This is a genomic window from Acidisoma sp., assembly GCF_035492295.1.
Classification (GTDB): Bacteria; Pseudomonadota; Alphaproteobacteria; order Acetobacterales; family Acetobacteraceae; genus Acidisoma.
In genome coordinates this window covers 1-25,745 of record NZ_DATJJK010000054.1, presented here as the reverse complement: position 1 = coordinate 25,745, position 25,745 = coordinate 1, and the positions used below count along the sequence as shown (strand labels likewise).

Below are 25,745 nucleotides of genomic sequence, written 5' to 3'. Positions count from 1 at the left end.
GACGGCGCGCGGGTGGCGCTCCCCGGCTACGGCACGCTTTGGATCGACGGACCCGGCTGACGACGCCGTTCATCACGCGGGAGGAAGGAACAAGAATGACGACTGAACCCAGGCTGCGCATGGCCCTGATCGGCTGCGGCTTCTTCGCCCAGAACCATCTCCATGCCTGGGCTTCGATCCCCGGGGTCGAGATCGTGGCCGTCTGCGACCGGGATGCAGCCAAGGCTGAGGCAGCGCGCACGACCTTCGGTGCGGCCCGCGCCTATACCGACGCGGCTGCGATGATGGCCGCCGAAAAGCTTGATTTCGTGGACATCGCGACGACGATGCAGACGCATCGCGCGCTGGTTGAGCTTGCGGCCTCTCACGGCGTGCATGTCATTGTGCAGAAGCCCCTCGCACCCTCCATCGAGGATTGCCGCGCCATCGTGGAAATCTGCGAGCGTGCCGGCCTGCGGCTGATGGTGCACGAGAACTTCCGCTTCCAGTCCCCCATCCTGGCGGCTCGCAAGGCCCTGGCCGAAGGACGGATCGGACGCGCCCACTTCCTCCAGGCCTCCTTCCGCAGCGGCTACGATGTCTTTTCCGGTCAGCCCTATCTCGCGACCGAGAAACGCTTCATCCTTATCGATCTGGGCATCCATATCCTTGATGTCTGCCGCGCCATCATGGGCGAGGTCGAAACCCTCTATTGCCAGACGCAGCACATCAATCCGAAGATCGCAGGGGAGGATGTGGCAACGAGCCTGATCCGCCACCAGAACGGCGGCGTGAGCATCGTCGATTGCAGCTACGCCAGCCGCCGTCTGCCGGAGCCCTTCCCGCAAACCTTGCTGCGGATCGAAGGAGAGCATGGTACGATCGAACTGCTGGAGGGCTACCGGCTGCGTGTCACGTCCGAAGGGACGGTGACGGAGCAGAGCGTGGAACCGGAAACCCCGGCCTGGACCCAGAAGCCCTGGCACGTGCTGCAGGAGAGTGTGCTCAACCTCGAGCGGCATTGGGTGGAGAGCTGGCGCGCGGGCAAGTCACCCGAAACCTCCGGCGCGGATAATCTCCGTACCTATGGGCTGGTCATGGCGGCCTATGCTTCGGCCGAAAGTGGTTCCATCATCCAGCCTGCCGCGTGACGGCGCTTCCGCCTCGCGGCAGGGTTGTGGTTGCGGTGCCTAAGACCATTGGGTAGGCAGGATTGTACACACTGACGGGGACGGCGGCAGCGGCATGGCGAAAAGCGTGACAGGAAAGGCTCAGGAAGAGGCGAGGGCTCCTGCTGCCACCCGCCGACGGGAGCCGTTGCCCATCCGCAAGATCGTGCGGCGTAAGCTGTCGGACGAAGTTTTCGATCGCCTGCTGAAGGATATCGAGACCGGCCTTTACGCCCCCGGGGTCCATATCCCGTCCGAGCGCGAATTGATGGCGGCCTATGGTGTCGGCCGCCCGGCGATCCGGGAAGCAATGCAGCGGCTGGAAAAGTTGGGCCTCATCGTCATCACCCATGGGGAGCGCGCCCGCGTTTCGCAACCGACGGTCGCGGACGTCATCGGCCAGATCGAGCATGCCGCCCGCCATATCCTCGCGACGCAACCGCAAAGCCTCTCGCAGCTTCAGGACGCCCGAATCTTCTTCGAGATCGGCATGGTACGGGAGGCGGCGCGCCAGGCGAGTGTCGAGGATATCGCGCGTCTGGAAGCGGCCCTTGCGACCCAAGCCGCGCATCTGCAGAAGGATTCGGCCCGCTTCGTCGCCGCCGACATGGAATTTCATACCGTGATCGCCAGCATCTCCCGCAACGGGGTGCTGGAGGCAGTGAGCCGCGCCATGCTCCATTGGCTGAGCATGTTCCATGCGAGCCTGCTGCTCTGGAAAGGGCACGAGACCATCACACTCGAGGAACATCGGATCATCCTCGATGCCATCATCGCCCATGACGAGGATGCGGCTGGCGAAGCGATGCGCACCCATCTCCTGCGCAGCCGCGGCCTTTTCCTCTCGGGGAACGGCACGGTGCATGCGCCGTCCCCTATTTCGGAAGTCGAGTTGTAAGCCTCAGGTCAGCCGCCGCTCGGCCTGGGCTGTGAGATCCGCGATGAAAGTGTCCGCCGGGTGGCCGGCAAGGAAGGCCTCTCGCATAAGGGCCTGCTGGCTTTTCGGTGCCAGCCCGCCGATCGGAGGGTCGCGGTCGAGATTGGTCGGGAAGGGGTAGCCCTCGGCGCAGGCCGCAATCGCATCCAATGCCCGCGTCTCGGGCATCCGCCGCTCGGCCTGCATCGCCCGCAGCGCGGGGTAGAGCGTCGCACTCATTCGGGTGCGGTCCATGCTCTCCATGGCGCGCCCGAAGGCGGAGGAGACCTGGAGCAGATTTGCCATGCGCCGGATGTCCTTCGACCGGTTGGTGCCGGCGGCGTGGAACAAGGCGGGGTTGAAGAAGGCGGCATCGCCCTTTCGCAGGGGAAGCTGCACATGATGCGTCTCGAAATGGTCGCGGAAATTCGGTGTGGTGATGGCGAGGTAGCCGGGCTCGTATTTCTGCGAATAGGGCAGGTAGAGGGTGGGGCCGCTTTCCACCGGCATGTCGCAATGCGCGACCGCGCCTTGCAGGGTCAGCACCGGGGACAGCCGGTGCACATGGGCCGGGTATTGCGCCATCTGCTCCGAGGTCATGAAGCCCAGATGGTAGTCGCGATGGGCGGATTGAGAGGCGCCGCCCGGGTTCACCACATTCACCTGGCTGGTGAACTGATAGGCAGGGCCAAGCCAGGCCTCGCTGACCATGGCGAGGATCTCGTTGCCGTAATAGCCGGCGAAGACCTCCGGCGCGCGCAGGCAGAGTTTCTCCAGCGCATTCCAGATGCGGTCATTGGCGCCGGGCTTGGCGAAATGGTCGCCACCGCCGGTGTTGGTCGCATGCTGCTCGGCGATGATCTCCTGGAAGATCGTGGTCGCGGCATCGATCGGTGCAGGGTCCGGGAAGGCGCGGCGCAGCACAATGATGCCGGGCCCGTCCATCAGCGCTTCCGCCCATTCGGCGAGTACCGCGCGGCGGCCTGCCGCGCTCGCCGCCTCAGCGCGAATGCGGTCGCAATCATAGATCAGCACGCGCGACGCGACCTCGAAAGCCAGCGGGTAGTCTCCGAGCCGTGTCTCGGTCGCGGCAAGTGTGGCCAGTTCGTCGAGCCAGACCCGCTCGGGTGAGAGATAGACACGGTCGGACCGCATCCGGGTCAGATTGTCGCTCTTCATGGCGCTTCTCCCTATAGGACGATGGCCCGACGTTATGCGCTTCTGCGGCACTTTGGCGCTCAGAAATCCATCAGAAAACCATCAGAAATCATTCGCACCCGGCGTGGTTCTCCGGCACTGTACCGGCTATGTCCCGCACCTTTCTCGTCAAGGAAATCGCAGCCCAAGCTGGTCTCAGCCAGGCGACCGTCGACCGCGTGCTGAACGAGCGGCCCGGCGTGCGGGCTTTGACGCGCGCCCGCGTGACCGAAGCGATCCGCGAGCTCGAGGTACAAAGCCGGCAGCGGGCGCTGTCCGGCCGCAAGTTCAACATCGATCTGGTCATGGAAACACCGGTTCGCTTCTCGGCTGCCGTCCGTACGGCGCTGGAGGCGGAGTTGCCGACGCTGCAGCCTGCCGTCTTCCGCGCCCGCTTTCATCTCTGGGAGATCATCCCGGCCGAAGCGCTCGTGCAGGCGCTGGAGGGTATCCGGGCCCGCGGCAGCCACGGCGTCATTCTCAAGGCGCCGGACGTGCCGGAGGTATCGGCGGCGGTGGATCGGCTGGCCACGTCCGGCATTCCGGTGGTGACGATCGTGACCGACCTGCCCCATGCCCGCCGCCACGCCTATGTCGGCATCGACAATCGGGCGGCGGGGGAGACGGCGGCCTTCCTCGTAGGCAGCTGGCTTAAGCCCAACCGGGCCCGCGTGCTGGTGACGCTCAGCAGCAACCGCTTTCGGGGGGAGGAGGAGCGGGAACAGGGTTTTCGCCAGGCGCTGCGCCGCTTTCATCCCGATCTCGGCATTGTCGAGGTGAGCGAGGGCTACGGCATGGACCGGGAGACCGTGGCCCTCGCGCGTCGTGCCCTGACCGAGGATCGCTTGATCGCCGGGGCCTATTCCATTGGCGGCGGCAACAATGCCGTGCTCGCCGCCTTCGCCGAGGCCGGGCGGCATTGCACTGTCTTCGTGGCGCATGATTTGGATGCCGAGAATGCCCGCCTGCTGCGGGAGCGGCGGATCAGCGCCGTGCTGCATCACGACCTGAACCAGGACATGCGTACCGCGTGCCGCCACATCATGCAGGCCCATGGCGCGCTGCGGGAGGTGCCGGGCGCTGCGGTTTCACCGGTTCAGGTGATCACGCCCTTCAACCTGCCTCCGGGTCTCGGATAGGCTGCGGCCGCCGGTCCAGCACGGTAAGATGGGCGGCATGGGGTTCGAAGCGGGACAGCACGGCGCGGGCCGCCGGCGGCACATGGCTCGCGCTGTAATCTCCCCCCACGAAGCGCTTCACGGCGTCGAGATCGCGAAACCACATGAGCGTCGTGAATTCGACCTCGGAATCCAGATCCCGGCGCATCAGGTCGATATGCAGAAAGCCCGGGATCGCCATCGCTTCGATCCCCGGGATCACCTCGCCGCGCACGACCTTCTCATAGGTGGCGGCATTTTCGGGCGTCGTCCAGCCATGCCAGATGCGGCATATCATCGCGGAACCCTCCTTCGCTCGGCCGGGCGAGACTAGCGGGTTTCATCTCTAGCTGTCGTCGTCTTCCTCGACGCGCATGGCCTCGGCCTCTTCGCGCAGGCTGCGGAAGCTGCGGATGCTGAAGGGCAGCATGCCAGCGTAGATCACGCCCGCAGCAGCGAAGGCCGCCCAGGGTTCGGCCAGCAGGATGGCAGCGTAGACGCCTGTGCCGAGCAGCAGCGGCAACACGGCAGGCGCTGGAACCTTGAAATTCTTGAAGCTCCAGACTGGCAGGGTGGAGACCAGCAGGAGCGCGGTGCCGATCAGCACCAGCGCCACGATAGGCGGCGCATGGGCGAGGTGTTCGAGCCACGGCAGATCGAGCGAACGCGCCTCCAGCCCAACGAAAATCGGAAAGAGAGCGAGGAGGGCGCCAGCCGGCGCTGGGACCCCGGTGAAGAACCCGGCGGTGTATTTCGGCGCCGGCGTTGCATCCAGGGAGGCGTTGAAGCGCGCCAGGCGCAGCGCCATGCAGACCGCGAAGATCAGCGAGGGAATAAAGCCGGCCCCGCCGAAGCGATGGAGGGACCAGACATAGAGCAGGAAGGAGGGCGCGACCCCGAAACACAGGAAATCCGCCAGACTGTCGAACTCCGCGCCGAAGCGGGAGGTGCCCTTGAGCAGGCGGGCGATGCGACCGTCCAGCCCGTCGATCACTGCCGCGACGGCGATCGCAATGACGGCAGCATCGAACTGTCCGTCCAGCCCGAAGCGCATGCCGGTCAACCCGGCGCAGAGGCCGAGCATGGTCAGCAGATTGGGCAGCACGCGGTTGAAGGAAGGGCCCTTGAAGCGCGGCCGGTGCGCCGGGCGCCGCAGCCGGCGCCGCTTGCGGCGCACCGGCCATATGCGGGTCTCCGGGGACGCGCCGCCAGGCCGGTCGCCGGCCGGATTTTCGCTCACGGCTGGCCCGGCTGGGGCTTGTCCAGCAGGCCCGGCGGCAGCGGATCGCTCACTGGCGCCTCGGGATCGGTCAGGATCGCCACGCTTTCTTCTGCGGGCACATCCGCGAGATCGACCGGATCCATGGCCGCCATCAGAGGATCTTCTTCCGCATCGAATAGATCGCCGATTTCGGCGATCACCGTTTCGCCGCCGATCATCGTCTGTCCCTCGGCGACGAGCGGCAACACACCGACAGGCAGATAGAGGTCGGTGCGGCTGCCGAAACGGATGATGCCGAAGCGGCTGCCGGCCTGGACGTGGTCGCCTTCCTTGACGTCGCACAGGATGCGGCGGGCGATCAGCCCGGCGATTTGAACGACCGCAATCTCCCGCCCGTCGGCCAGCCGGATGGCGAGCGCATTGCGCTCGTTCTCGTCCGAAGCCTTATCCATGTTGGCGCTGAGGAACTTGCCGTGGTGATAGGCGATGCGCGTCACCGTGCCGTCCGCCGGCATACGGTTCACATGCACGTCGAGGACGGAGAGGAAGGTTGCGACCCGCCAGCGCGGCATGGTGCCGAGCCCAAGCTCAGACGGCGGCGGCACCAGCGCCACGCTCACCACATGCCCGTCGGCCGGGGCCAGCATGACATTGGGGCGACTGGGCGGGAACCGCTCCGGATCGCGAAAGAAATAGAGGCAGAAGAGGATGAAGACGACGCCGATCCAGGCAAGCCAACTGGCGACGATGAGGCCCAGCAGCACCACGGCGGCGCCGATGGCCAGGAAAGGTCGCGCCGCCGGATGCGGAGGGGAAAGGACGTATTTGAAAGCGCTGGGATGAGCCATGGCCGCCTGTTTACAGTCCTACCCCTGGCTTGTCTCGCCCCGCCTTGCCTTCTTGATCGCGGAGGGCGGGGGCGCATGGGCTGCCTCGTCCGCCGTCGGCATGTGGAATACCTGGCCCGGATAGATGAGGTCGGGGTCGCGGATCTGGTCCTGGTTCTTCACGAAGATCGCGGTGTATTTCACGCCGTGGCCGTAATCGCTCCGCGCGATGGTCCACAGGCAGTCGCCGGGCTGAATCACGGCCTGGCCGTCTTTCAGCGCGTGCGAGAGATCGGCCCGGGCGAAGGGCACCTGGCTGCGCGCCACGACCTTGTCACCGCCGGGGGCGAGTTCGTCGGTGCGGAGCGAATAGACGCCGGGTGCGAGATCCTGCGACGGCGTGAGTGACCAGCGGCCCTGCGCATCGGCCTGGGCGTCCCCTACCGGCTTGTTATTGACATAGAGGCGCACGGAATGGCCGGGCGCTGCATGGCCGGTGAAGCGGATGCGGCCCTGATCGTCGTACTCCACGATATCGAGCCCGACGGGGCCCGAGGTCTTGGCCATCGGCCCGGCGAGCAGCCGCGGCGCGGCATTGCCCTGGGACAGGACGACGAGCGGGCCGGTTTTCAGGCTATTGCCTGGGGCTCGGGCTGTGGCGGGGCCCGATTGCGGTAGGCCGAGCAGAACCTGCGTCTGATGCGCGCCATCCTCCGCGGCGACGCCGGGGCCCGCAACCGTGAGCTGGTGGGCGCCAGGCGCGAGGGGGGCGTCGGGGAGGAAGACCCATTGCCCGTCCTCTCCAGCGGTCACGGTGCCGAGGGAGGCGCCGCCGCTGCGGATGGTGAGTGTCTCGCCCGGTGCCGCGCGACCGGCCATGACCAGGTTGCGATCCTTGTCCACGCGCACGACATCGACGCTCGGCGCTGCGCTGGCCGTGGTCGCGGCAGGCGCCGCGACGGGCGGGGCGGCCGTGGTCGCAGCCTTCGCGGCGGCCTGGGCCGACGGGGGTGGCGTCGCAGGTAGGATTTTTGTCGGGGCGGGCGTTGAACCTTGCACGACGGGCCGCGCGGGCAGGCGCCCGTGAGTCTCGTAGAAATAGAGGCCGGCGGCGCCGAGGAGGCAGATCGCCGCCAGCGCGGCCACACCCAGCGGGTTGCCGGGCCGCCGCGTCGAAGACATGCCCTGCCGTGTCGCCTCAGTCATGAGACACCAAAGTCATCAGACACCAATCCTGCCGCGCATGCTTGGGCGGAGCCGTTTCCGAGTCCCTCATCTTTTAGCACGCATGCGTGAGCATTGCGCGGGGTTTCGCGCAGGTGCGGCGTGGTCTTCGCTCCAGGGTTGCATCGAACCGGGCAGCCTGCCACCAAGGAGAGGGATATCTTGCAAAGGACTGAGGGAATGCCGGCGATCAAGGCGGTGACTGTTTTCGGTGGTGCGGCATCGGGCAGCGATCCGGTCTTCCGGGAAACGGCGACGCGCCTCGGCCGGGGGCTTGCTGAAGCCGGCATCACCGTCATCTTCGGCGGCGGCAGCATCGGAATGATGGGGGCAGTCGCGGACGGGGCCTTGGCCGCCGGCGGCGACGTGGTCGGGATCATCCCGGATTTCCTGGCGCGCCGCGAAGTGGCGCATACCAAGGTCACCGAAATGATCGTGACCGACAGCATGCACAGTCGGAAGCGCCGGATGTTCGAGATGTCGGACGGGTTCGTGACTCTGCCGGGCGGTCTCGGAACCTTGGACGAAACCTTTGAGATGATTACTTGGCGGCAGCTTGACCTGCATGCCAAGCCCATCCTGATCTGCGATGTCATGGGCTGGGGGAAGCATTTCAAAGGTATGGTGGAAAGCTATGTCGCAATGGGCTTCGTGCCCGTTCGTGCCCGTGAGTGGTTCGAGATCCTGCCCAACGCCGAGTCCATTGTGCAGCGTCTCGTCGAATTGCCGGCCATCGAGAGCGCCACGCCGGTCTCGCGCCTCTGAACGGATTGGCCTGACGTGAATTACCGCCACGCCTTCCATGCCGGCAATTTCGCCGACTGCATGAAGCATGCACTGCTGCTCTGGCTGCTGCGGGCCATGCAGAGGAAGGAGGCGGGCTTCCTGACGCTCGACACCCATGCCGGCATCGGGCGCTATGACCTGTCCGGAGACGAGGCGCAGCGCACGGGAGAATGGCAGGGCGGCATCGGCCGGCTGCAGGTGGGAACGACGGACCCGGCACTCGCCGATTATCTCGGGATCGTCGAAACGCTCGGCCTCTACCCGGGCTCGCCCGCCATCGTGGCAGAGGTGCTTCGTCCCCAGGACCGGCTGATCTGCTGCGAGCTGCACCCCGAGGATTTTTTGGCTTGCCGGCATAATTTCCGTGATGACCGTCAAGTCGCCGTGCATCTGCGGGATGGCTATGAGGCGATGGGTGCGTTCCTGCCTCCCAAGGAGAAGCGGGGCCTGATCCTCATCGATCCGCCGTATGAGCGCGGCGATGAATTTTCGCGGCTGACCGAGGCGCTGCATCAGGCCCACCGAAAATTCCCATCCGGCGTCTATGCTGCCTGGTATCCAATCAAACATCGCGCCCCGGTCCGGGCCTTCCACCAGGCGGTGGCCGATGCGAAAATCCGGGATGTGGTGGCGGGAGAATTGTTGCTGCGTGAGCCGGTGGAGCCCGATCGCCTCAACGGCTGCGGACTTCTGGTTGTGAACCCACCGTGGAAGTTCGATGAAGAGGCTGGACCAATCCTGGCAGCCTTAGCGGCGCGGCTGACCACGCGAGAGGCGGGCGCGGGGAGTCAGGTGACGCGGATCGTGGCAGAGTAAGGGATATTGCGGCGCACTGGACGCGATTTGCACTTATGCCATAGTGTGACTTGGTCGCGTGCTAGACGGTTAATAATGTCAACTGAATCGCCCAAACGACAAACAAATCGGAAATAGATGAAGGCTCCGCTCGTTCTCAGGTAATGATCATTTCATGAACGATCAGATTCTCTCCAGGCTCGTCGCAGTCCAACTTGAGAGCCCGGTGCTGATCGCCCTCTATGATCGTATGGACCGCCTGCGATATGCCAATGCGGCATTTCGCTCCGCCTTCTCGCTGGACGCGCATGAGACTCCTTCCTGGGAAGAGATCATGCGCCGGAACCTAGGTGCGGGCCTCGGCACGGTCGTCGGTTCGATGGAATTCGAATCCTGGCTCACCTCCACCAAGTCCCGGCGTGGGAAAGCATCCTTTCGCGCCTTCGAAATGGATCAGGTCGACGGGCGCTGGTTCTGGATGACGGAAACGGTCGACGCTGACGGCTGGATGCTGTGCCTCGCGACCGACATCACGCAACTCAGGGTCGGTGACCGGGCCCTGCGGCAGGCCCACGATCTCGCCCTCCGCGCGTCCCAGACGGACGATCTCACGGGCGTCTCCAGCCGCCGCTCGATGATGACCGCGCTTGAGGCGCTCAACGAAGCCGTCGCGCAAGGGCGCGCCGCTCCAGGATGCGTCTGCCTGCTTGACCTCGATTTCTTCAAGCGCATCAACGACAGCTTCGGCCACCAGATCGGCGATCAGGTTCTCGTCGAGTTTGCCCGTCTGGTGCAGACGGCCATGCGCCGACGGGACTGGTTCGGCCGCATCGGAGGCGAGGAGTTCATGCTGATTCTCCCCGATACCGACCTTGCCAGAGCAAAATTCATCGTCGCCGGCATTCTCGAAAAGGTCAGGAAGGCAAGGCCCATTTCTGAGGCGCCGTCGCTGTCCTACACTTGTTCAGGGGGGATCGCCGAAATCCTGCCGGGAGGCTCGGTGACGGACCTCTACGCGCGGGCGGACCAAGCCTTGTACATGGCCAAGAATGCCGGCCGCGACCGGCTGGAAATCGCGGCCTAGTTTACCCGAGTCCGTGCAGCGCGGCCCATTGCAGCAGCATGATCGTTTTCGCGTCCACGATGCCGCCAGTGCCGATCAGCGCCAAGGCCTCGGTCAGCGGCATTTCGACCACCTCGATATCCTCGCCTTCGGCGGCTAGACCCCCGCCGCGGCCGATGCGGTCCTCGGCACTATAGCAGCCTGCAAAGAACGATATTTTTTCCGTGAAGCAGCCGGGGCTCATGAAGGCCTCGAAGACCTGCCGCACGTCGCGGATGCGGTAACCTAATTCCTCCTCCGCTTCCCGGATGATGGCGGTTCGCGGCTCGTCCCGGTCCAGCATCCCGGCGCAAACTTCCAGCAGAGGATGGGGATGGCCGTTCAGATAAGTCACGAAGCGGATCTGCCGCACCAGCAGCACGGTGCCACGGCCTGGGTCATGGGCCAGAAGGGCCGCGGCATTGCCGTGATCGTACAACTCCCGCTTGAGCGGCTGCCAAGACCCGTCCCGCCGTCGCTGCTCGAACTCCAGCCGGCGCAGGAGAAAGGTCTCATCCGAGAGAACCGTCTCCCGCAGGTTCCGAATCGGGTTTCCTTCGCTCACGCCGCGGAGGAGGTCAGGCGCTTGATAAAGGCCGAGACCTTGTGGCGGCGCATTTCGGAGCGTGCTGTCGCGTCCGTCGTCATGTAGTTGAGTTGGATGACGTAACGGGCACCAACGAACTGCTTGTGCCCATGCCAGGTCGTGGGGCCGTTCGGGAAGATCAGCAGCGTGCCGTTCACGGGGGGCACTTCAACCACATAATCCTCGATATCATCCGGCCCGCGGAGCAGGCGCAGGCAGCCCTCGCGGCGCGCCCAGGCCTCGGTCTCGGGGTTCAAATAGAGGAGAATGGTCACGCGCTTGGTCGTGCTGTCGCAATGGATGCGGCCGTCCTTCTCGCGCGAAGCGCCGCGCAGCGTTACCATGGTTGGCGCGCCTATCAGATCGAGGCCGAACTTCCGGGCGACGGCGTCGCGGAAGCGGGGGCCCTCGAGCTCCGTCATCAGCGCCTTGGCATGTGGGCCGAATTTAAGCGAGTCGATCGGGAAGGACCCGCCCTTACTGAGCTTCGGCAGTTCGGCCACGACCGACGCCAGAGGCTCCGGCCTCACGAAATTCTCCACGATGACGTGGGTATAGGGATCGCTCGAAACCGGGGTCTCGTCGAGGGCTTGGTAATCGAGGTCTATCATTGCCGTCTTCCGGTGCTCAGAATGTGTAAACCTTACCACAGCTGCAGTGGCTTGCGAGCCGCGCGCCGCTCAGCCCCGATGGGCAAAGATGTCGGGCTCGGCATAGCCCAGCAGGTCCAGCTTGCAGCGCGCGGGCAGGAAATCGAAGCAGGACTGGGCGAGATCGCGCCGATTCTCGCGCAGCAGCAGGGCTTCGAGCCGGGCCCAGAGCGCATGCAGATGCAGTACGTCCGATGCCGCATAGGCGAGCTGCTCCGGCGTCAGATCGGGCGCCCCCCAATCGCTCGTCTGTTGCTGCTTGGAGATGTCGATGCCGAGCAACTCCCGGCAGAGGTCGCGCAGCCCATGGCGTTCCGTGAAAGTGCGGACGAGCTTGGCCGCGATCTTGGTGCAGATCACGGGCGAGGCCTCAATTCCCAGCGCATGATAGAGGATCGCGACATCGAAGCGCGCGAAATGCATGAGTTTCAAACGGCTGGGGTCGGCTAGGAGCGCCTTGAGGTTCGGGCAGTCATAGCCGCGGCCGCCGAGCGCTTCCGGGATCAGCTGCACGAGATGGGCCTGCCCGTCCCCGGCCGAGAGCTGGATGAGACAGAGCCGGTCGCGCCGCGGGTCGAGACCCATCGTCTCGGTATCGACGGCAATGCTTGAGCCGAGGTCGAGATCGGGCGGCAAGTCGTGCCGGTGGAGATGGATGGTGGCATGGGGCAGGAATTGGGTGATGCTGGCCATGCGGCTGCATAGGCCGCGGGGCGCTCCGCCTCAAGCACCTCCGACTTTCGTGACAAATTTGCCATTTCGTCGCATAAGTGCGGGAGAGGCGTGCGCTCAAGACACGCCGGAGAGCGAGCAAACTTCATGCTGATCGGCATCGACTGGGGCGGCACCAAGATCGAGGGCATCGCGATGACGCCCGATGGCGCGGAAATCGCCCGCCTGCGCGCTGATACGCCCCGACATGATTACGACGGCTGCCTCACCCTCATCGCGGATCTCGTCGCCCGCCTCGAAGCCGCGGCCGGTGGAGAGGGCAAGATTGGCATCGGCATCCCCGGTTCGCTGGAACCGAAATCCCGCCGCGGCAAGGGGGCGAGTTCCACCTGGTTGCTCGGCCGGCCAGTGGAGGCGGATCTCCGACACGCGCTGGGCCGGGACATCCGGGTCGAGAACGACGCCGATTGCCTGGCGGCATCCGAAGCGGTGGACGGAGCGGGCGCAGGCTATAATGTGGTCTTCGCGGTGATCCTCGGCAGCGGCGCGGGGGCCGGTGTCGCCGTCGGCGGCCGCGCCCATCACGGTCCCAATAACAGCGCCGGGGAATGGGGCCATAACCCGCTGCCCATGCCCGATGTGACGGAAATCCCCGGCGCGCCCTGCTATTGCGGCAAGCATGGGTGCCTGGAGACCTGGGTCTCCGGCCGCGCCTTTCGCGCGGATTACCTGCGCCACGCACCGCCCGATATTGACCCGGAGAGCATTACCTCTCCTGGAATCATCCAAAAGATGCGCGACGGCGACCGGCTTTCAGCCCTCATCTGGCACCGTTATGTGGACCGCGTGGCGCGCGGCCTCTCCCTCGTCGTCAATGCGCTTGACCCGGATGTCTTCGTGATGGGCGGCGGGATGTCGAATGTCGATGAATTGTATCGTGACCTGCCGCCGGTTCTGGCGCGCTATACCTTCTCCACCGTCTTCGAGACGCCAATCGTCCGTGCCCGCCACGGGGATAGCAGCGGCGTGCGCGGTGCCGCCTGGCTCTGGCGTTGATTGTCGGGCGTTGATCTCCTCACAGCGAAAGCGAACTGATGTCCTTTGATCTTGATTCCCGCTTCGACTTCGGCGCCCGCCTCGTGGACGAGGCGGCGAGCCTCGCCATGGGCTATTTCCAAAGCCTCGGCAGCCTCACCATCAAGGCCAAGGGTCCGCAGGACATGGCGAGCGAAGCTGATCTCAATACCGAGATCCTGATTCGTGACCGGCTGGCGCGGGCCTTCCCGGAGGATGCCTTCCTGGGCGAGGAGACCGGGAGAGCGGATGCGGTTGATGGCGCGCGGGGCATCTGGGTGGTCGATCCGATCGACGGTACCCAGCCTTTCGTCAGCAACATGCCGAACTGGTGCGTCTCCATCGCCTTCGTGCTGGATGGACGGGTGGAACTCGGCTTCATCGCCGCCCCCGCGCGCGGCGAGATTTTCATCGGCAGGCGGGGCCAGGGGGCGACGCTGAATGGCGCGCCCATTTATGTGCGGCCCGACGCACGCATCACGGACGGGCTCACCGGTCTCGGCTATTCCTCCCGGATCGGGGCTGCGACCTTTCTGCCGCTGCTCGCGAAATTCCTGGACGCGGGGGGCATGTTCTTCCGCAACGGCTCGGGCGCGCTGATGCTGTGCGATGTCGCTTGCGGGCGGCTGCTCGGCTATGTCGAGCCGCATATCAATTCCTGGGACTGCCTCGCCGGCCTTTGCATTATCGAGGCGGCGGGCGGCACGGTGAGCGATTTCCTGGCCGATGACGGCATGTGGAGCGGCCATCCTCTCGCCGCTGCCTCCCCGGGCGTGTTTCCGTTTCTGGCCGGGCTGGTGGGCGTGAAGCCGCTCGTGGTCTGAGACCGGGAACGCATGGCTGCCTGACGCTGAGGGAAGGATCCAAGGCTGGACCTTCCCATGGTGGGAAGCACTACCTTCCGGCCTCTGGCGAAGCCGGACGATCTTTGGCGCCGGCTTCCCATCTCGAAATCTGCCGCCTGCTCAGGCGGCGAGGCGGGAGTGCCGACAATGGACGCATTTCTCAGCAATCTCTGGCATGCGGTGGTGATGGCCGTGGGCATGGGGTGGCAGGTAGGCTGGAGCCTGGTGCTTGGCTTTGCCATTTCCGCCCTGTTGCAAACCCTTGTTTCCAAAGAACACATGCAAAGGGCGCTGGGCCGCAACGGCGTCCGGGAAATCACGCTGGCGACCGTGGCGGGGGCGGCAAGCTCGAGCTGTTCCTATGCCGCGGCCTCGGTCAGTCGCACGCTGTTCAAGCGAGGCGCGGCGCTTGTGCCAAGCTTGGCCTTCCTCTTCGCGTCCACCAATCTCGTCGTGGAACTCGGCATCGTGCTCCTGCTGCTGATGGGGTGGCAGTTCATGGCCGGGGAATGGATCGGCGGCGTTGTGCTGATCGGGATCCTCGCCGTGCTCGTGAAGCTCACCTACCCGAAGCGGCTGGTGGAAGAAGCCCGTCATCACCCCGAAGCCGGGGGTCACGCCCATGACCACGGCGCCATGGCGGAAGAGCCCGGCACGGTCTGGCAGAAGCTGGGCCGGCGCGAGACCTGGGTCCGTGCTTCGCACAGCTTCATGATGGATTGGCAAATGCTGTGGAAGGACATCGTTCTCGGCTTCGTCATCGCGGGTGCGCTGGCGGCCTTCGTGCCGAGCGGTATCTGGCAGACGCTGTTCGTGCATGACGCGAGCCCCTGGGTGCAGGTGCCGCTGAATGCGCTGCTCGGCCCCATCGTGGCGATGCTGACCTTCGTCTGCTCGATCGGCAACGTCCCAATGGCCGCCGTGCTTTGGGGCTCGGGCGTGAGCTTCGGCGGCGTACTCGCCTTCCTCTTCGCCGATCTCATCGTGCTGCCGCTGCTCGACGTCTATCGCCGCCACTACGGCTGGAAGATGGCAGCCTATGTCCTCGGCCTTTTCTACGTGACGATGGTGATCGCCGCACTGATCATGGAACTGGTCTTCGGCGGTCTGGGCCTGATCCCGGCGCATCACGGCAACATGCAGGCCGAGATGACGCATTTCTCGCTCAATTACACCTTCTGGCTGAACATCGTCTTCGGTGTGGTGGCGTTGGGGGCCGTGGTGCTCAAGACACGCAATCCGATGAAGATGCCGGCGCGCCACTGCTGCGGCCATCATGGCGCCACCACAGGAGCCCAGTCGCCGAAGCTCGAGGAGCCGGCAATCCATCATGCTCAGGACCACGGTGCTGCGCAGGCGGATAGAGCGATGCATGCGCATCATCACTGATCAGACAGGCGGAAGAGACTATGTTCCTTTCGGCCAAAACACGCTAGGCGACACAATCTTGCTAGAACTCTAACCGTGCGCCGCTTCGGTCGAAACGAGGGCCCGCGACCGAAGGAGATTTGTCATGCGCATCATCACGCGCCTCTTTCCCCTATGGGCTCTCCTCTTCGCCGTCGCTGCCTTTTTCGCGCCGGCGGCATTCAAGCCCATCCTGCCGCATGTGACGCTGCTGCTCGGCATCATCATGTTCGCCATGGGTGTCACGCTGACGCCGGCGGATTTCCGCCGCGTCGCGCGCCAGCCTGGGCCGGTCGCCGCCGGCATCGTGCTGCACTATATCATCATGCCGCTGGCGGCTTTCCTCATCGCCCGGCTCCTCGGCCTGCCACCGCAACTGGCCGTCGGCATGATCCTGGTGGGCTCGGTCGCAAGCGGCACTTCCTCCACCGTCATGGTCTATCTTGCCGGGGGTGACGTGGCATTGTCGGTGACGATCAGCGCCGTTTCGACCCTCGTCGGCGTCATCGCGACACCGCTTCTGGTGCGCCTCTATGTCTCGCATGGGATCGAGGTGAATACCCTCGGCCTGCTGCTCAGCATTGTCCGCATCGTGCTGATCCCGGTGGCGCTGGGCGTTGTCGTGAACGTGCTGGTACATGGGCTGGTGCGGCGGGTGGAGTCCATCCTGCCGCTTGTCTCCATGGTTTCGATCCTGCTCATCATTGCTGCCGTCGTTTCCGGCACGGCGGGGGCGATTGCCTCGGTGGGGCCGATCGTGCTGCTCGCTGTGGTTCTGCATAACGCCACCGGCTATCTGGGCGGCTATTGGGGCGGGCGCCTGCTCGGCTTCGACGAAAGTGTCTGCCGGACGCTCGCCTTCGAGGTGGGCATGCAGAATTCCGGCCTGGCGGCGACGCTGGGCAAGCTCTACTTCACGCCGCTTGCCGCCCTGCCCGGCGCCATCTTCTCCGTTTGGCATAATATTTCGGGCTCGCTCCTGGCGGGCTATTGGAACGGCCGCCAGCCGCAGGCGAGAGTTGAGGTTAAATCCGCGCGGGCTTGATGTCGGTCAAGGATTCCGCAGGTGGAATGAGGGATGCTGCCGGGAACTGAAAACCGGGAGGCTTCCATGACCGAAATCAGGCTGAGCGAAGAATTGTGGCAGAACGGCATGCTGCCGGAAGGCATTCTGGAGCGCTGGTTCGTGGCGGATGGTGACCGTGTCACGTCCGGCAGCAAGATCGCCGAGGTGCGGATCGAAAGCGCGCTGCATGAGATCACCGCGCCGGCGGGTGGCGCGCTGACCATCCTGGCCGGGCCGAATACCGTGGTGGAACCGGGAACGATCGTGGGTCGTCTCGCCGCCTGAGCAGAATACGGTCATGTCCAAAAACGGCGAGCGAGGGGCGGCTCGGCATGGCATGATGGCGCCATGTCGGAAACCCGCGCCTCCTCGCCCGCCGTCCTGGACCCTGCGCTCTGCTATCGGGCGCTTCTGACGCGCGACGCCCGCTTCGACGGGCGCTTCTTCACGGCCGTGCGGACCACCGGCATCTATTGCCGGCCCGTCTGCCCGGCGCAGACGCCTAAGCCCGAGAACTGCAGCTTCTACCCCTCAGCGGCGGCGGCCGAAGTGGCAGGCTACCGCTCCTGCCTGCGGTGCCGGCCGGAACGCGCGCCTAGTGCCGCGCCTGGTCACCGGCTGGTGGAGCGGGCCATGGCGCTGATTGCGGCCGGAGCGAAGCCAGATCATTTGCCGGCCCGGCTGGGCATCGGGGAGCGGCAGCTTCGCCGCCTTTTCGCTGGTCACCTGGGGGCGAGCCCGGTCCAGGTCGCGCAAACGCGCCGCAATCTTCTCGCCCGCCAATTGGTGGAGGAAACAGCGCTGCCGTTGACGGAGGTGGCACTTGCCGCCGGCTTCGAAAGCCTGCGGCGCTTCAACCATGTCTTCCTGACGCTTTACGGCCGCCCGCCGAGCGCCATGCGCCGCGGGGCCGGCGTGTCGGGCGGGGAGGGCGGTCTTACCCTTAGCCTGCCTTTCCGCCCGCCCTATGACTGGGCAGGTGCGCTGCGGGTGCTGGCGGCCCATGCCATTCCCGCTGTGGAGCAGGTGGCAGATGGTCGCTATCAGCGCGTCATCAGCCTGGCCGGGCACCATGGCACGATCACCGTCGAACCAGGCGGGGCCGATCATCTCCGCGTCCGCATCGACTTTGCGGCACTCCGCCACCTGCCGCAGATTGTCGCGCGTCTGCGCGGCCTGCTCGACCTCGGCGCCGATCCGGGACCCATCGACGACGTGCTGGCGCGCGATCCGCGCCTGGCCGCCTCGGTCGCGGCGCGGCCCGGATTGCGTTTGCCCGGGGCGTGGGATCCGTTCGAGACGGCGGTGCGTATCATCCTTGCCCAGCAGGTGAGTCTGACGGCGGCCCGACAGCTGGCCGCACGGCTCGTTGGGCTTCACGGCCACTCGGTCGAAACCGCTATCCCGGGTCTCACGGCGCATTTCCCCGAACCCGCCCGGCTGGTGGCGGCGCGGGAAACGCTCAGCCTCGATCTCAACATGCCGCGCGCGCGGGCAGCCGCGATCGTCAACCTCGCCGAGGCTGTGCTTGCCGAACCCGACCTGCTGGAGCCCGGCCAGGGGCTCGAAGAGACAGTCCGGCGCCTCACCGCCATTGCCGGCATCGGTTCGTGGACCGCGCAATGCATTGCCTTGATGGCTCTGGGCGAACCCGATGCCTTTCCAACGCAGGATGTTGGGCTGCAGCGCGCCGTCGGCCTTGATGCGCGCGCGCTCGCCGAAGCGGCGGAAGCCTGGCGCCCCTGGCGAGCCTATGCCGCCATTCATCTCTGGCTTCAGGCCATCGAAACAAAGGGAGAGAAACCTCATGCGCTTGTCGCTTGACCGCATTCCCTCACCCCTGGGCGAGATCCTGCTCGTTTTCGAGGGTGAACTGCTGCGCGCGCTCGATTTCCACGATTACGAGCCACGCATGCAACGCCTGCTCAGGCTTCACTACGGCCCGGTGGACTTGGTGTCGGAAGCCACGCCCGCCACGCTGCGCCAGCCTGTCGATCGCTACTTCGAAGGCGATTTCGCGGCCCTCGACGACATCAGAACGGCGACAGGCGGGACGGCGTTCCAGCGCGAAGTCTGGTCCGCGCTGCGGGAAATTCCGCCGGGCGAAACCCTGGGCTACGGGCGTCTTGCCGCCATGATCGGGCGACCCCAGGCCTTCCGCGCCGTGGGCGCGGCCAATGGCGCCAATCCCATCGCCATTGTGGTGCCGTGTCATCGCGTCATCGGGGCCGATGCCGCGCTCACCGGCTATGGCGGTGGCCTATCGCGCAAGGCCTGGCTGCTCGCCCATGAAAAGGCCGCGATCCCGCGCCAAGCGTTGCTACCGGGCCTTGACGCAGGGCGAAGCGCCGCGTGACATCGGCGCTTCTCCAAAACCCTCAGGCCCGAGGACGCGCCATGACCCTGACCCTGACGAGCCCAAATTTCGCTGACGGCGCGACGATCGCGGAGATCCATGCCTTTGGCGGCTTCGGTTGCACGGGGGGCAATGTCTCTCCGGGCTTCGCCTGGTCCGGCGCACCCGAGGGCACCAAAAGCTTCGCGCTCACCGGCTACGACCCCGATGCCCCGACGGGTAGCGGCTGGTGGCATTGGACGGTCTTCAACATCCCGGCCGGGGCAAGCCGTGTGGATGAGGGCGCCAGCCATCCCGGCAAATCCGGCCTGCCCGCGGGCGCTGTGGAAGGTCGCACGGATTTCGGTGTTGCGGGCTACGGCGGCCCCTGCCCGCCGGAAGGCGACAAGCCGCACCGCTACATCTTCACGCTGCATGCGCTGAAGGAAGAGAGCTTGCCGTTGAACGCGGATTCGCCTGGCGCCCAGGTCGGCTACTACCTTCATTTCGCGACGATCGAGAAGGCAAGCATCACCGCTTATTACGGCCGCTGAACGCGCGACCCGAGGCGTGAAGCTCTTCATCGCGGCGCTCGACACAGAGACGAATACCTTCGCGCCCCTGCCCACCGGTGCCCAGGCTTTTGCCGAGGGCTTCGTCGCGCATGGGGATGCCACCAGCCGGCCGGAGAATTACTGCTCCGCCCAGCTCTATGTCTGGCGCAGGCGCGCCGAGGCGCTGGGCTGGACGGTGGCGGAAAGCCTTTGCGCCTATGCCGAGCCCGGCGGCATCACCGCGCGCTCCGTCTATGAAGGGTTTCGCGACGAGATCCTCGGCGATCTCCGTGTGGCGAAACCGGATGTGGTGCTGCTCGCGCTGCATGGGGCGATGGTCGCCGAGGGCTATGACGATTGCGAGGGCAATCTGCTCGCGGCGGTCCGCACCGCGGTTGGCCCGGACGTGCCGATCGGCGTGGAGCTTGATCTGCACTGCCATCTGACGGAGGCGATGATGCGGGCCGCGACCGTCATCGTCACCTACAAGGAATATCCCCATATCGACATCGCGGCGCGGGCGGAGGAACTCTTCACCCTCATCGCCGACGCGGCAGAGGGGCGCACGCGGCCGGTGATGGCGGCCTATGACTGCCGGATGGTCGGTATGTTTCGTCCGACCGCCCAGCCCTTGCGCGATTTTGTGGATCGGATGATCGGCCATGAGGGGCGGGACGGCATTCTGTCCCTCTCGCTCGGGCATGGTTTTCCCTGGGCCGATGTCGCGGATGTGGGAGCAAAAGTCATTGCCATCGCCGATGGCGACCAGGACCGCGCGATCGCTGCCGCGCGGTATCACGGCGAGGCCTTCTTCGCGCTGCGCAAGGAACTCTCGCCCGCCTGCCTCACGGTCGATGCCGCACTCGAATTGGCGCGGGACCTGCTGCTCGAGAAGCCGGGCAGGCCCGTCGTCATCGCCGATGTCGCCGACAATCCGGGCGGGGGTGCTGCCGGTGATTCGACCTTCTTTCTCGAAGCCGTTCGTGCCCGGGGCCTCACCCGCGTCATGCTCGGCTATGTGTGGGACCCGGTTGCCGTGCGCTTCTGCATGGAAGCCGGGATCGGCGCCACGCTCGATCTGCGCCTGGGCGGGAAATGCGGCCCGGCCTCAGGCAGCCCGGTCGACATGACCGTGACGGTCATGGGATTGGCCGATGACGTGGTCCAGCGGTTCGGGGAGGCGCCGGTCTCGCTCGGCCCTTCGGCCTGGGTGCGAGGGGAGGGGATCGACCTCGTCCTCTGCACGCTCCGCACCCAGACCTTCCATCCGGAGGCGATGATGACCCTGGGGCTGGACCCCGCATCGCTCGGCATCATCGTCGTCAAGTCAATGCAGCACTTCCATGCCGCCTTCGCGCCGATCGCGAGTGCGGTGCTCTATGCGACGTCACCCGGCGCGCTCACCCAGGATTTTGCGGCCATTCCCTATAGCAAGCGTCTTGGGCGCTTCTGGCCAAGGGACGAAGATCCGTTCTGCCCCTGAAACGGGTATTGTCCTGTCATCGAACTGCAACCTGATTGTCATTGGTCAGAGCGTCGTTCATCGACTAGTGGCTTGATACAAATAATCAATTTCGTATCGGGTAATCCAAGGCATGTCTGGCACGAGCGACGAAGCCTCCTTCTTCACGGCGGGCGACCTGGTCATCAGCGTTTATGGCGATGGCGCTGATGACGGCACCTACGGCGACAATCAGGCATCGCCCATCGTGTTGGAGGAAGTGACGACTTCGGGCTCTGTCGTCACCTCCATGGCGCTCCCGGAAGAGACCGAGGTTGTCAACGGAACCACGGAATACGCGATTTCCGGCGAATACGGCTCCTCGTCCGAAGGTACGATCGAGCTTTCCGCCGATGGGCAATCCCTGGTCATCATGGGCTATGGTGTGAATGACCAGACCTTCAACGACGGAGGCGCCTCGGTTTATGGCACCACGGCGCTCGCACAGACCACGAGCGTGGAAGGCGGCGAATTCACGGCCGTCGCCCGCGTCGTCGCCGATATCAGCTTCACCGGCTCGGTCGATACCTCGACGGCTGTCTATGACTTTGCCGATACAAACAACCCGCGTAGCGTCGCGACGGTGGACGGCACAAGCTTCTACATATCCGGCCAGGGCGTGAAGGGTGATGACACCCAGGGCGTCTATGTGGTGCAGGACGGATCGAGCGCGGCGACGATGATCGACGCATCGACCGACACCCGCACGGTCGAGATCTATAATGGCGATCTCTACGTCTCGCGTGACAGCAAGCAGCCCTCCTCAACCGGCACTTCGAATATCTCGACCTACGGCACCTTGCCGGACAGTGCGACGACGCCGACGGCATTGCCCGGCATCAGCCAGTCGATCACGCTGACCGCGGGCGAAGAGAACGGCATCAATGACGGCTTCGTGGGCAAGGCCGTCAATCTCAGCCCGGAGAACTTCTTCTTCGCCAATTCCACGACCCTCTATGTCGCGGACAGCGGCAATCCGAAGGAAGGCGGCCTGGGCGATGGCGGCCTGCAGAAATGGTCTCTGGTCTCTGGTACTTGGCAGCTGGATTATACGCTCTCCGCCGGGCTCAACCTCGTCGCCAATACGGCAATCGAGGGCACGACGGGTCTGATCGGCCTCACCGGCACGGTTGTCGGCGACACGGTCTATCTCTACGCCACCAATGCGACGATCGGTGACACGGACCAGACCTATCTTTACGGCATCACGGACAGTCTTGCGGCCACGAGCCTACCCACAGATGAGAGTTTCACGACGCTGGAGACGGCGGCCGCGGATACCAATATTCGTGGCGTCTCCTTCGCCCCCTCCGCGCAATGCTTCGCGGAAGGTACACGCATCCTGACCGCTGAGGGCGAGATCGCGGTGGAGAAACTCGCCGTAGGCGATCTGGTCAAGACGCTCGACGGCAGCGTCCAGCCCATCCGCTGGATTGGTCATCGCTTTGTCGATTGCCTGCGCCACCCCCAGCCTGAAAGCATTCTGCCGGTGGTGATTGCACCGCATGCCTTCGGCCAGAACATGCCTGCGCGTCCGCTCACGCTCTCGCCCGATCATGCGGTCTATGCCGAAGGCGTGCTCATCCCGGTGAAGCACCTCGTCAATGGCGAGAGCATCCGCCAGATCGCGGTATCCGAGCTCACCTATTTCCATATCGAGCTGCCCGAACATGCGGTGATCTTCGCCGAGGGAATGACGGCGGAAAGCTATCTCGAGACCGGGGACCGGAGGAGCTTCGCGAATGGCGCCGCCGAGACGGCGCTGCATCCGCTCTGGGGTTCGGAAGCGCGGGATGTAAGCCTGATCTTCGAGGTCCTGGGGGCCGCACCACTTCGTATCACGGGTCCCGAAGTTGCGCGCCTGCGCGCGATGCTGGCCGAGCGCCAGCGCAACCTTGCTGCCTGAGGGCGGCAGGCCAGATGGGTCGGCCGGATTGCGGCCGGCTGGCCCATCTGGCCACACCCTTGTGTGAGGCAAAGAAAAACCCCCGGAACCTCGCGGCTCCGGGGGTTTTATCATCGCAGGCCTGTCAGCCCGCCTGGGCCAGCATGGCGCGCTCGGCAAGAAGCAGGCGAACCTGTTCGACTTCGGGACCCGTAACGCGAAGCGGTGCCGCACCCATCGCGTCCTGGAGCAGCGTGCCGTCGGCTGCCTCCCGGCCCCATGTCGGATGCAGTGTCATTGTGGCGCCGCCATTGGCGAAGCCAGTGCGATCCGCGCCGCTCAGATAGCTCTCGGCCGGCAGGCCGTCGGCCAGAATCACCGCATGCTCGGTGAGTTCGACATGGAAATAGGTCACCTCGGACAGCGCGATCTGCCGGACGCTGCTGCCATTGACCAAGTGCTTCACCGGGATGAGCACGCCTTCGGCATAGACCGCATGATCGGGTGAGAGCAGAACCGGGCGCGCCGGCATGTTCTGGCCGAAGGCATGCGGGCTGATCCGCACCGGCTGGACCGCTTCGGGCACCGGATGGCGGGCCAGGTCGACACGGCGATGGCCGATCCAGGTGACGCTGAGAGAACGGCCATCCTGCGTCAGCGCCTCGTCGCCTGGGGCGAGGCTCTCCACCGCGACCGCGCCGCGCGCCGTCTCGATACGGGTACCTTCGGCGAAGCACGGGACATAGACCAACGCCGTGCCGCTGGTCTGATCGGGCGTCAGCGCGAGACCGGAGGTGAGGTCGCCGGCGAAGGTAAAACTCTGCTCGGTGGAGCCACTGGTGATGGTCGCGGTCGTCACCCCATCCGCGAAGGTCGCCGAAAGCGTGGCACCGGTGCCGATCACGCGGTCATCGATCACCCCGCCGGTTTGAAAGCCGCTGATCGTGCCGAGGTCGCCGTAACCCGCGCTCAATACGGCATCCAGCGCGATGGTACCGCCACCCGCAAAGGTGATCCCGCCTTCGAGCTCCGCCTTCGGCGATTGGAGGTCGACCAGACCACCATTGCTGATGACGATATCTTCGGCCACGGCATTGCCGCTGATGACGAGAGACCCGTTACCGTCGATGGTCATCCCTTCGGCCGTCGCGCCTTTCAGGAACAGCTCGACGATGCCGCCGGCATGGATGGTTTCGTCCGTGACGGCCGCAGCGCTGGCACTCAACTCCTGCACGCCATAGACGCTGTCGCCCTGGGCGCGGCCGGAGAGAAGTTCGAAGCCGCCGGAGAGGATCGTGCTATCGAGATCCGTGCCGTTGACGATCGCCGTGCCGCCCGCCTCGATCGTGGCGCTTTGGATGCGCCCGCCGGAGGCGACCTCATAGGTCACGCCGCTGCCGATGACCGCGCCCACGCTGGTGGCGCCGGATGCGACGGTCACAACCGTTCCCGATGTGGGGATGGAGGTGCCGCCAGAGCCATAGACGAGTTCCACGCCACCCGTGCCATCGGCGATCAGGCCGAGGCTCGTGACATTGCCCGAGAAGAAGAGCGTCTCGGTGGTCGCGCCGCTGGTGATGGTCGCCGTCGTCACGCCGCTCGTATAATTCGTGGAGAGCGTGGCGCCGGTGCCGATCGCCTGCTCGTCAATCGCCGCGCCGGCGGCGAAGCCGGAGATGACTCCGAGCTCGCCATAGCCCGCGCTGCTGACATCGGTGAAAACGATCTCGCCGGCGCCGTTGAAGACGACGCTGCCTTGCAGCTGCGCTTTCGGTGATTCGAGTTCGATGACACCGCCGGCATTGATCGTGGTGTCGGATGTGATCGCATTGCCGCTGATGGCGAGCGTGCCGCCGGAAAGGATCGTCGTATCCGCGACAACGCCGCCCTTGAGGAAGAGGTCGATGCTGCCGCCGTTGTAGATCGTCTCGCCGGTCGCGATGGCGCCGCTCGCGCTGATCAACTGGGTCCCGTAGACCGCGTCTCCCGCGGCGGAACCGGACAGCGTTTCCATGCCGCCCGCCTGAATGGTGGTGCCGCTGTCTGCGGCACCAATCTCGATGATGACGCTACCGCCCGAAGCGATGGTGCTGCTTTCGAGCGTGCCGCCGGAAAGAACGTCGTAGGTTGTGCCGCTGGCGATGGTAGCACCCGAAAGGGTCATGCCACTGGAGACGATGTCTGAAGCCACCGAGAGTTTCCTTTGGAGGGAGTTAAGGAAGACCTCTAACGAACCGTTTGTTTGCAGCAAGCGAGGCTCGGTGACAGTTCAATGAAACACGATCAGACGAGGCGCCCACCTCCATCCAGAACCAGGGTATGGCCGGTGGTGAAGCCGGATTGCATGAGGAAGAGATAGGCTTGCGCGATCTCCTGCGGCTCGCCGACGCGGCCGGTGAGAAGCTTGGCGCCGGCCGAGGCAAAGAGCGCTTCCCGCGCCTCTTCCTCGATGTCCCGCCAGAGCGGCGTGCGCACGAAGCCGGGCGAGACGAGGTTGACGCGTAGCGGGGCGAGTTCGAGCGCCAGCGCCCGGGTGAGCCCGTCCATGGCGGCGCAGATACTGGCGCCGAGAGACCAGCCAGCGCCCGGCGGCCGTTCGCCCGCAACGCCCGAGGTGAAGGTGATGGAGCCACCCGGCCGGATCATTGGCACCGCGTATTTCGCTGCCGTCAAAGCGCCCCAGAAGCGGGTCTCCAGGAAACGATGGGCTGTCGCAATATCCATATTGGCCAGGGGTTGCAGCATCAGCGTCTCGCCGGCCGTGTAGGCCAGATGGTCGAAGGCGCCGATGCGGGT

At 65.3% G+C, this 25,745-nt stretch carries 25 protein-coding genes and 1 pseudogene; 16 read left to right on the top strand and 10 right to left on the bottom strand.

What is annotated here, in order from left to right; translation table 11 throughout:
- Positions 1 to 95 precede the first annotated feature (95 nt).
- Positions 96 to 1,130, top strand: coding sequence for a Gfo/Idh/MocA family protein (locus VL752_RS03940; protein WP_325352440.1), 1,035 nt, complete (start codon positions 96 to 98; stop codon positions 1,128 to 1,130).
- Positions 1,131 to 1,224: 94 nt separating this feature from the next.
- Positions 1,225 to 2,046: a transcriptional regulator NanR gene (nanR, locus tag VL752_RS03935; RefSeq protein ID WP_325352439.1), complete on the top strand. Its 822-nt coding sequence runs from the start codon at positions 1,225 to 1,227 to the stop codon at positions 2,044 to 2,046.
- Between the two features lie 3 nt (positions 2,047 to 2,049).
- Here the strand turns inward: nanR and VL752_RS03930 are convergent, their stop codons facing one another.
- Entirely contained in the window at positions 2,050 to 3,243 is a 1,194-nt protein-coding gene (locus tag VL752_RS03930; protein ID WP_325352438.1) for a phytanoyl-CoA dioxygenase family protein, read from the bottom strand.
- 128 nt (positions 3,244 to 3,371) lie between these two features.
- Between VL752_RS03930 and VL752_RS03925 the strand changes: the two genes are divergently transcribed.
- Positions 3,372 to 4,400, top strand: a complete 1,029-nt coding sequence (locus VL752_RS03925; protein ID WP_325352437.1) for a LacI family DNA-binding transcriptional regulator — start codon at positions 3,372 to 3,374, stop codon at positions 4,398 to 4,400.
- Here the strand turns inward: VL752_RS03925 and VL752_RS03920 are convergent.
- From VL752_RS03920 to VL752_RS03905, 4 genes and pseudogenes are all read right to left on the bottom strand, one after another.
- Positions 4,375 to 4,716: an antibiotic biosynthesis monooxygenase family protein gene (locus VL752_RS03920; RefSeq protein ID WP_325352436.1), complete on the bottom strand. Its 342-nt coding sequence runs from the start codon at positions 4,714 to 4,716 to the stop codon at positions 4,375 to 4,377. The two genes, VL752_RS03925 and VL752_RS03920, sit on opposite strands and share 26 nt — an antisense overlap.
- Positions 4,717 to 4,764: 48 nt before the next feature.
- Positions 4,765 to 5,658, bottom strand: a complete 894-nt coding sequence (locus VL752_RS03915) for a CDP-alcohol phosphatidyltransferase family protein (RefSeq protein ID WP_408863054.1) — start codon at positions 5,656 to 5,658, stop codon at positions 4,765 to 4,767.
- A gap of 167 nt (positions 5,659 to 5,825) precedes the next feature.
- A pseudogene (locus tag VL752_RS03910) lies at positions 5,826 to 6,488 on the bottom strand (phosphatidylserine decarboxylase); the annotation flags it as partial.
- A gap of 18 nt (positions 6,489 to 6,506) precedes the next feature.
- Entirely contained in the window at positions 6,507 to 7,649 is a 1,143-nt protein-coding gene (locus tag VL752_RS03905; protein WP_325352435.1) for a LysM peptidoglycan-binding domain-containing protein, read from the bottom strand.
- A 222-nt stretch (positions 7,650 to 7,871) separates the two neighbouring features.
- Between VL752_RS03905 and VL752_RS03900 the strand changes: the two genes are divergently transcribed.
- The 3 genes from VL752_RS03900 to VL752_RS03890 all read left to right on the top strand — a co-directional run bounded on the left by VL752_RS03900 (position 7,872) and on the right by VL752_RS03890 (position 10,356).
- Complete coding sequence (locus VL752_RS03900) at positions 7,872 to 8,456, top strand: TIGR00730 family Rossman fold protein (RefSeq protein ID WP_325352434.1); 585 nt, start codon at positions 7,872 to 7,874, stop codon at positions 8,454 to 8,456.
- Positions 8,457 to 8,471: 15 nt separating this feature from the next.
- On the top strand, positions 8,472 to 9,293 hold the full coding sequence (locus VL752_RS03895) for a 23S rRNA (adenine(2030)-N(6))-methyltransferase RlmJ (RefSeq protein ID WP_325352433.1): 822 nt from the start codon (positions 8,472 to 8,474) through the stop codon (positions 9,291 to 9,293).
- 154 nt (positions 9,294 to 9,447) lie between these two features.
- Positions 9,448 to 10,356, top strand: a complete 909-nt coding sequence (locus tag VL752_RS03890) for a sensor domain-containing diguanylate cyclase (protein ID WP_325352432.1) — start codon at positions 9,448 to 9,450, stop codon at positions 10,354 to 10,356.
- A 1-nt stretch (position 10,357) separates the two neighbouring features.
- Here the strand turns inward: VL752_RS03890 and VL752_RS03885 are convergent, their stop codons facing one another.
- The 3 genes from VL752_RS03885 to VL752_RS03875 form a co-directional block, all read right to left on the bottom strand.
- The gene (locus VL752_RS03885; protein WP_325352431.1) at positions 10,358 to 10,939 is read right to left on the bottom strand and encodes an NUDIX domain-containing protein; all 582 of its coding nucleotides are present in this window, start codon (positions 10,937 to 10,939) and stop codon (positions 10,358 to 10,360) included.
- Positions 10,936 to 11,571, bottom strand: a complete 636-nt coding sequence (locus tag VL752_RS03880) for a 2OG-Fe(II) oxygenase family protein (RefSeq protein ID WP_325352430.1) — start codon at positions 11,569 to 11,571, stop codon at positions 10,936 to 10,938. The genes VL752_RS03885 and VL752_RS03880 overlap by 4 nt, the downstream gene beginning before the upstream one ends.
- Before the next feature lie 69 nt (positions 11,572 to 11,640).
- Positions 11,641 to 12,303: a ribonuclease D gene (locus tag VL752_RS03875; RefSeq protein WP_325352429.1), complete on the bottom strand. Its 663-nt coding sequence runs from the start codon at positions 12,301 to 12,303 to the stop codon at positions 11,641 to 11,643.
- 126 nt (positions 12,304 to 12,429) lie between these two features.
- Here VL752_RS03875 and VL752_RS03870 point away from each other — a divergent pair, with 126 nt between their 5' ends.
- From VL752_RS03870 to VL752_RS03825, 10 genes are all read left to right on the top strand, one after another.
- Positions 12,430 to 13,338: an ROK family protein gene (locus tag VL752_RS03870; protein ID WP_325352428.1), complete on the top strand. Its 909-nt coding sequence runs from the start codon at positions 12,430 to 12,432 to the stop codon at positions 13,336 to 13,338.
- A 38-nt stretch (positions 13,339 to 13,376) separates the two neighbouring features.
- Positions 13,377 to 14,180, top strand: a complete 804-nt coding sequence (locus tag VL752_RS03865) for an inositol monophosphatase family protein (RefSeq protein ID WP_325352427.1) — start codon at positions 13,377 to 13,379, stop codon at positions 14,178 to 14,180.
- A 168-nt stretch (positions 14,181 to 14,348) separates the two neighbouring features.
- Entirely contained in the window at positions 14,349 to 15,590 is a 1,242-nt protein-coding gene (locus VL752_RS03860; RefSeq protein WP_325352426.1) for a permease, read from the top strand.
- Between the two features lie 124 nt (positions 15,591 to 15,714).
- Complete coding sequence (gene panS, locus VL752_RS03855) at positions 15,715 to 16,653, top strand: ketopantoate/pantoate/pantothenate transporter PanS (RefSeq protein WP_325352425.1); 939 nt, start codon at positions 15,715 to 15,717, stop codon at positions 16,651 to 16,653.
- Between the two features lie 66 nt (positions 16,654 to 16,719).
- Positions 16,720 to 16,959 (top strand): lipoyl domain-containing protein, encoded by a 240-nt coding sequence (locus VL752_RS03850; protein WP_325352424.1) that lies wholly within the window; start codon positions 16,720 to 16,722, stop codon positions 16,957 to 16,959.
- Positions 16,960 to 17,022: 63 nt separating this feature from the next.
- Positions 17,023 to 18,498, top strand: a complete 1,476-nt coding sequence (locus VL752_RS03845; protein WP_325352423.1) for an AlkA N-terminal domain-containing protein — start codon at positions 17,023 to 17,025, stop codon at positions 18,496 to 18,498.
- Positions 18,482 to 19,030, top strand: a complete 549-nt coding sequence (locus VL752_RS03840; protein WP_325352422.1) for a methylated-DNA--[protein]-cysteine S-methyltransferase — start codon at positions 18,482 to 18,484, stop codon at positions 19,028 to 19,030. The genes VL752_RS03845 and VL752_RS03840 overlap by 17 nt, the downstream gene beginning before the upstream one ends.
- A gap of 41 nt (positions 19,031 to 19,071) precedes the next feature.
- A complete protein-coding gene (locus tag VL752_RS03835; RefSeq protein WP_325352421.1) occupies positions 19,072 to 19,563 on the top strand; it encodes a YbhB/YbcL family Raf kinase inhibitor-like protein in 492 nt (163 codons plus the stop codon).
- A gap of 16 nt (positions 19,564 to 19,579) precedes the next feature.
- Entirely contained in the window at positions 19,580 to 21,046 is a 1,467-nt protein-coding gene (locus tag VL752_RS03830) for a M81 family metallopeptidase (protein WP_325352420.1), read from the top strand.
- 112 nt (positions 21,047 to 21,158) lie between these two features.
- Complete coding sequence (locus tag VL752_RS03825; protein ID WP_325352419.1) at positions 21,159 to 22,970, top strand: Hint domain-containing protein; 1,812 nt, start codon at positions 21,159 to 21,161, stop codon at positions 22,968 to 22,970.
- A 124-nt stretch (positions 22,971 to 23,094) separates the two neighbouring features.
- Here VL752_RS03825 and VL752_RS03820 read toward each other — a convergent pair whose 3' ends face one another.
- Both VL752_RS03820 and VL752_RS03815 read right to left on the bottom strand, forming a co-directional pair.
- Positions 23,095 to 25,140, bottom strand: a complete 2,046-nt coding sequence (locus VL752_RS03820) for a Hint domain-containing protein (RefSeq protein ID WP_325352418.1) — start codon at positions 25,138 to 25,140, stop codon at positions 23,095 to 23,097.
- Positions 25,141 to 25,232: 92 nt separating this feature from the next.
- Positions 25,233 to 25,745, bottom strand: a 513-nt coding sequence (locus VL752_RS03815; RefSeq protein ID WP_325352417.1) for an SDR family oxidoreductase, incomplete at its 5' end; no start/stop codon positions are given.